Origin of the sequence: Marivita sp. (assembly GCF_017643905.1) — a bacterium.
Lineage (GTDB): Bacteria > Pseudomonadota > Alphaproteobacteria > Rhodobacterales > Rhodobacteraceae > Marivita.
On sequence record NZ_JAEPMO010000197.1, the window covers coordinates 1 to 6,224 of the forward strand.

General features: G+C 59.1%; 3 protein-coding genes. 1 reads left to right on the forward strand and 2 read right to left on the reverse strand.

Going from position 1 to position 6,224, the window contains the following annotated elements; all coding sequences use genetic code 11:
- The first annotated feature begins 248 nt into the window (after nt 1–248).
- Nucleotides 249–1,586: an MATE family efflux transporter gene (locus JJ869_RS21120; protein ID WP_292270429.1), complete on the forward strand. Its 1,338-nt coding sequence runs from the start codon at nt 249–251 to the stop codon at nt 1,584–1,586.
- Between the two features lie 39 nt (nt 1,587–1,625).
- Here the strand turns inward: JJ869_RS21120 and JJ869_RS21125 are convergent, their stop codons facing one another.
- Together JJ869_RS21125 and rpoC are read right to left on the reverse strand one after the other, a co-directional pair.
- On the reverse strand, nt 1,626–2,846 hold the full coding sequence (locus JJ869_RS21125) for a PQQ-dependent sugar dehydrogenase (protein ID WP_292270423.1): 1,221 nt from the start codon (nt 2,844–2,846) through the stop codon (nt 1,626–1,628).
- A gap of 128 nt (nt 2,847–2,974) precedes the next feature.
- On the reverse strand, nt 2,975–6,224 hold a 3,250-nt coding region (gene rpoC / locus JJ869_RS21130; RefSeq protein WP_292270426.1), incomplete at its 5' end, for a DNA-directed RNA polymerase subunit beta'.

A 6,224-nucleotide genomic window follows, 5' to 3' on the forward strand; every position in this document is an offset into this window, starting at 1 on the left:
AAAGGTAAACGCGGCCATCGAGACACACATCAAAAGCGCGCCGCGCATGTTGTCGGAGAGTTGTATCATACCGCCCGGAGTAACAGGCAACCCGCGCGCTCTCCACGTCAAAAGCGACATGCCAAAGGTCTTTGGCTTTCCCGCCCTTTCCGTGTATCGCAGAACGTAAGGACTGGCGTTTGCCCGCCCCCTTTCAGACAGGAATGCCCGTGGCCACACCAGTTAACGACGATCTGACCACCGGGCCGATGCTGACCCACTACAGGAACCTCGCCATCCCCGCCGCTTTGGGGATGCTGTTCTCGACACTGTATAATGTCGTCGATGTCTATTTCGCCGGCAAACTCTCGACCGAGGCGCAAGCGGGCCTGGCAATCGGCTATCAGGCGTTCTTCATCATGATGGCCGTGGGCTTTGGCCTGAGCTCTGCGCTCAGCGCGCTGGTCAGCAACGCCAAGGGCGAAAAAAACATCAAGGCCAGCCGCAGCCTTGCCGCACAGGGCCTCAGCTTTGGGGTGATCGCGACTGCACTGCTGATGGTCGGCGGCTGGTTCGCGGGGCCGCACCTGATCGCGCTGGTATCGGAACCCGGAGGATACCGCGACGCGGCCTTGGGCTATTTCCGCCTTCTGATCCTCGCCCTGCCCGGTTTCCTGCTGGCTTATGGCGGCAACGGCATCCTGCAGGCGCATGGCGACACGCGGTCGATGCAGCGCGCCATGATGCTGGCCTTTCTTGCCAATATCGGCCTCAACCCGCTGATGATGTTCGGTATTCCCGGCATCTGGGGCGGCATGGGCTTTAACGGCATTGCCGCCGCCACGGTGATCAGCCAGACCGGGGTGATGCTGTTCATCCTGTCCCGCGTGTTCAACCTGAACATGATGGAGCGGGTCAAACGCGCCGAATTCATCCCCGATCCTGCGTGTTACAAGGCCATCTTCGAACAGATGCTGCCCGCCACAACGGCAATGGTGGTGATGTTCGTGTCCGGCTTTGTCGTTCAATTTGCGCTCAAGAATTTCGGCGAAGATGCCATCGCAGCCTATGGCGTCGCACTCAGGATCGAACAGATCCTGCTTCTTCCGGTGCTGGGTATGACCAGCGCGCTGCTGCCCATCGCAGGCCAGAATTTCGGGGCCAAGGAATATGACCGCGTGCGCGATGCCGTGTTCTTCTGCTGGAAGCTGGGCTTTGCGCTGTCGGTGATCGCAATGCCGCTCCTGTGGTTCGGTGGCCATTACTTCATGCGGCCCTTCACCTCGGACCCGGACGTGATCGAAATCGGGGCAAGCTACCTGCTGATCGACGGCTTTCTGTTCCCCATCTACATGATGCTCTTCTCCATCAACTCGCTCCTGCAAGCGATGAAACGGCCGATCTACACACTCTGGATCAGCATCTACCGCCAAGGTTTTGGCGTAGCCTTCTTCATCTGGGTGTTCATCGCGCTTTTGGGCTTTGACGTCTGGGGAGTCTGGCTGGGCATCGCGACCGCCGTGTCCACGGGGTGGGTGGTGGCGCTTATCGTGGCGGTGCGTGTCTCGCAGACATCTATCGGCGGATTACGGCCCGCCACTGTATAAAAAAGCGGGGCACAATCTGCGCCCCGCTTCGTCGTGACCTTAGGAATCTGAGCTGCTCAGCGTGACGTGGATCAACTCACCATCTTCGTAATCGGTGGCAAGGATCAGGCTGCCATCGCTCAACTCTTCGATGTCCCGCACACGACCGTATTCGGTGAACAACCGCTCTTCAGCGATCACCCGATCACCATCCCACGCGAGGCGCACGATACCCGGAGCCACAAGTCCGGCCACAAGGCTGTCGCCATTCCAGTCAGAGAACAGAGCGCCCTCGTAAAACACCATGTCCCCCGGTGCGATCACCGGATCCCAATAATAGGCAGGTTCAGACATACCTTCTGCTTGCGCCCTACCCGTACCGATCTCGTCGCCATCGTAACGAATGCCATAAGACACGACCGGCCAGCCGTAATTCAGTCCAGCCTGCGGAATGTTGATCTCGTCACCACCTGCAGGGCCATGTTCGACGACAAACAACTGGTTGCCGCGCATTGCAGCCCCTTGGACGTTGCGGTGCCCGTAGGACCAGATGCTCGGCTCTGCACCGTCTTGATCGACAAACGGGTTATCTCCAGGGATCGACCCGTCAAGACCAACGCGCACAACCTTGCCATAGGTGTTGTCGAGGGTTTGCGCCTTTTTACGTTCTTCATCGGTGAAATGCTCGCCCGTCGTGATGAACGCATGACCGTTGCCGTCAAAGACAATCCGACTGCCATAATGCATCGCGGCGGGCGATGGCGGCGTCTGGACAAAGATGTCCTCAACCTCGGTCAGCTCGGTCAAGTCGTCAGAGAGCTTGCCGCGACCCGCTGCGGTCACGGAGGTGCCGTCGCCCATACCCTTGGAATAGGTGAAATAAATCATCCGATCCTCTGCGAAGTCAGGACCGACTTTCACATCCAGAAGACCCGCTTGTGTGCTGTCACCTGCCGACTGGTTAAAAATTTCCGGCAAACCGGCAATCGGCTCTGAAACGTCGCCCTCAAGCTTCACATGCTTCAGTCGACCCGGGCGTTCGGTCACAAGAAGGCCAGCACCGTCGGGCAGTTCCGCAACGGCCCATGGGTGCTCCAACCCAGCCGTCAGGCTGCGATAATCGAAAGACAGGTCAGACGACACCAATTCGGCGCGGGTCTGGTTTTCAAATGCGGGTTCAAAGTTGGCGTTCTTTTCGCCCCATTGATGCGTCTCTTGCGCGGCCAGAGGCGCGGCAAGAATGGCCACGAGGGCGGTCGTTGTTGTCATCAAGCGGTTCATGGAAATCTCCTTTTCGCTGCTGATGACTCAACGCTTCGGACCCTGATCCGTTCCGGTTTGTTCTGTCCAAAGAAAAACCCCCGCGACCAGCGCGGGGGTTTTTTTATCATTTGGTAAAAAGTCGCGATTTATTCGCGGCTTTCCGGCGTGTCGACGATGATGTTGTCGAACTCGTCGCCACCCACCACGTCGTCCATCCGGTCCGGTGCCGCCAGAACGGCTGCGGCCTCGGCCTCTTCGCGGCGCGCTTCGATCACGATATTGTCGCGGTCCTGCGCAATGCGACGCACCTTCTGCGTTGCCCCACCGGTACCCGCCGGGATCAGACGGCCCACGATGACGTTCTCTTTCAGGCCAACAAGCTTGTCCTTCTTGCCCTGAACCGACGCTTCGGTCAGCACGCGCGTGGTTTCCTGGAACGACGCCGCCGAGATGAAGCTGCGGGTCTGCAGCGACGCCTTGGTGATGCCCAACAGGATCGGTTCGCCCTGCGCCGGACGGCCACCCTTCTTCTCGGCCTTCTCGTTGGCCAGGTCAAATTCGGCCTTGTCCACGTGTTCGCCCTTGAGAAGCGTGGTATCCCCACTTTCAAGGATTTCCCACTTCTGCAGCATCTGGCGCACGATCACTTCGACATGCTTGTCGTTGATCTTCACACCCTGCAGGCGGTAGACGTCCTGAACCTCGTCGATCATGTAGTTCGCCAGCGCTTCGACACCCATGATGGACAGGATGTCATGCGGCGCGGGGTTGCCGTCCATGATGTAATCGCCCTTCTGGACGAAATCGCCTTCGACGACTGGGATGTGCTTGCCTTTGGGGACCATGTATTCCACGGGCTCCATGGTGTCATCCGCCGGTTCGATGGTGATACGACGCTTGTTCTTGTAGTCCTTGCCAAAGCGGACATAGCCGTCGATTTCCGCGATGATGGCGTGGTCCTTGGGGCGACGTGCCTCAAAGAGTTCGGCCACACGCGGCAGACCACCGGTGATGTCCTTGGTCTTGGCACCTTCGCGCGGGATACGTGCAACCACGTCACCCGCCTTGATGTCCTGACCGTCTTCGACCGACAGAATGGCGTCCACCGACATCGGATAGGTGATCGGGTTGCCCGCATCGTTGCGCAGCGGCTCGCCATCTTCGCCCATCAGGATGATCTCAGGCTTGAGCTCGTTTCCGCGCGGAGCAGCCCGCCAGTCAATCACGATCTTCTGGGTCATGCCCGTCGCATCGTCGGTCTCGTCGCGCACGGCCACACCAGCAGTGAGGTCCACATGCTTGGCGATACCGTCCTTCTCAGCGATGATCGGCAGGGTATAGGGATCCCATTCGAACAGCTTGTCACCGCGCTTGATCATGGCACCTTCCTTGACGAAGACCTTGGTGCCGTAGCCCAGCTTGTGGCTGGCCCGTTCGACGCCGTGCTCGTCCACGATGCGCAGCTTCATGTTGCGGCCCATGACCAGCGTGTCGCCCACCGAGTTTTCCAGCGTGGACGCGTTGTCGAACACGACCTTGCCTTCCTGGCTCGCTTCCTGGAACGACTGCTGACCACCCTGGGCAACACCGCCGATGTGGAAGGTCCGCATCGTCAGCTGTGTACCCGGTTCGCCAATGGACTGTGCGGCGATGATGCCAACGGCTTCACCGATATTGACCAGCGTACCGCGTGCAAGGTCACGACCATAGCACATGGCGCAAACGCCCTCTTCCGCCTCGCATGTCAGCGGCGAACGAATGCGCATGGTTGCGACACCGGCCTCCTCGATCAGGTCGGCCATACGTTCGTCGATCAACTGACCGGCCCGCAGGATGACCTCGTCGGTCCCCGGCTTGAGGATATCGTCAGCCGCGACGCGGCCCAGGATACGCTCGGCCAGCGACGCCACGACTTCCCCGTCATTGACCGCTGCCTGAGCCGTGATCGCACGGTCGGTGCCACAGTCGTGCATGCGCACGATGCAGTCCTGCGCCACGTCAACCAGACGACGGGTCAGGTAACCCGAGTTCGCGGTCTTCAGAGCGGTGTCGGACAGACCCTTACGGGCACCGTGGGTCGAGTTGAAGTATTCAAGAACGGTCAGACCTTCCTTGAAGTTCGAGATAATCGGCGTCTCGATGATGTCGCCATTCGGCTTCGCCATCAGGCCGCGCATCCCGCCCAACTGCTTCATCTGCGTGACCGAGCCACGGGCACCGGAGTGCGCCATCATGTAAACCGAGTTCGGTTCCATTTCGGCACCCGCCTCGTCGGTCTTCGCCGCCGAGATGGTGGACATCATGGCTTCAGTGACCTTGTCGTTACACTTCGACCAGGCATCGACCACCTTGTTGTACTTTTCGCCCTGAGTGATCAGACCGTCCATGTACTGCTGTTCGAAATCCTTCACCTGCTCGCGGGTTTCTTCCACGATCGGCCACTTGGACTCCGGGATCACCATGTCGTCCTTGCCAAACGAAATGCCCGCTTTGAACGCTTCCTTGAAACCCATTGACATGATCTGGTCACAGAAAATGACCGACTCTTTCTGGCCGCAATAGCGGTAGACAGTGTCGATGACCTTTTGCACGTCTTTCTTACGCAGCAGCGTGTTCACCAGATCGAACGGCGCTTTCGCGTTCAACGGCAGCAGCGCGCCAAGACGGACGCGACCCGGTGTGGTCTCGTAGCGCTTGAACACTTCGTTGCCTTCGTCGTCAATCTGCTTGATCCGGCATTCGATATTGGCGTGCAGATGTACCTCACCCGCGTTCAGCGCGTGCTCGACCTCTTCGATCGACGCAAACTTCATGCCTTCGCCTTTCATGCCTTTGCGGGCAATCGAGGTATAGTAGAGGCCAAGGATCATATCCTGCGACGGAACGATGATCGGTGCGCCGTTGGCGGGCGACAGAACGTTGTTCGTCGACATCATCAGAACACGGGCTTCAAGCTGGGCTTCCAGCGACAGCGGCACGTGAACCGCCATCTGGTCACCGTCGAAGTCGGCGTTGAAGGCCGAACAGACCAGCGGGTGAAGCTGGATCGCCTTACCTTCGATCAGGATCGGTTCGAACGCCTGAATGCCCAGACGGTGCAGCGTCGGCGCACGGTTCAGCAGAACCGGGTGCTCGCGGATCACCTCGTCAAGAATATCCCAAACCTCTGGACGCTCTTTCTCGACCAGTTTCTTCGCCTGCTTGACGGTCGACGACAGACCCTTCGCTTCAAGGCGCGAATAGATGAACGGCTTGAACAACTCGAGCGCCATCTTCTTGGGCAGACCGCACTGATGCAACTTGAGTTCCGGACCGGTCACGATGACCGAACGACCCGAGAAGTCGACCCGCTTACCCAGAAGGTTCTGACGGAAGCGGCCCTGCTTGCCCTTGAGC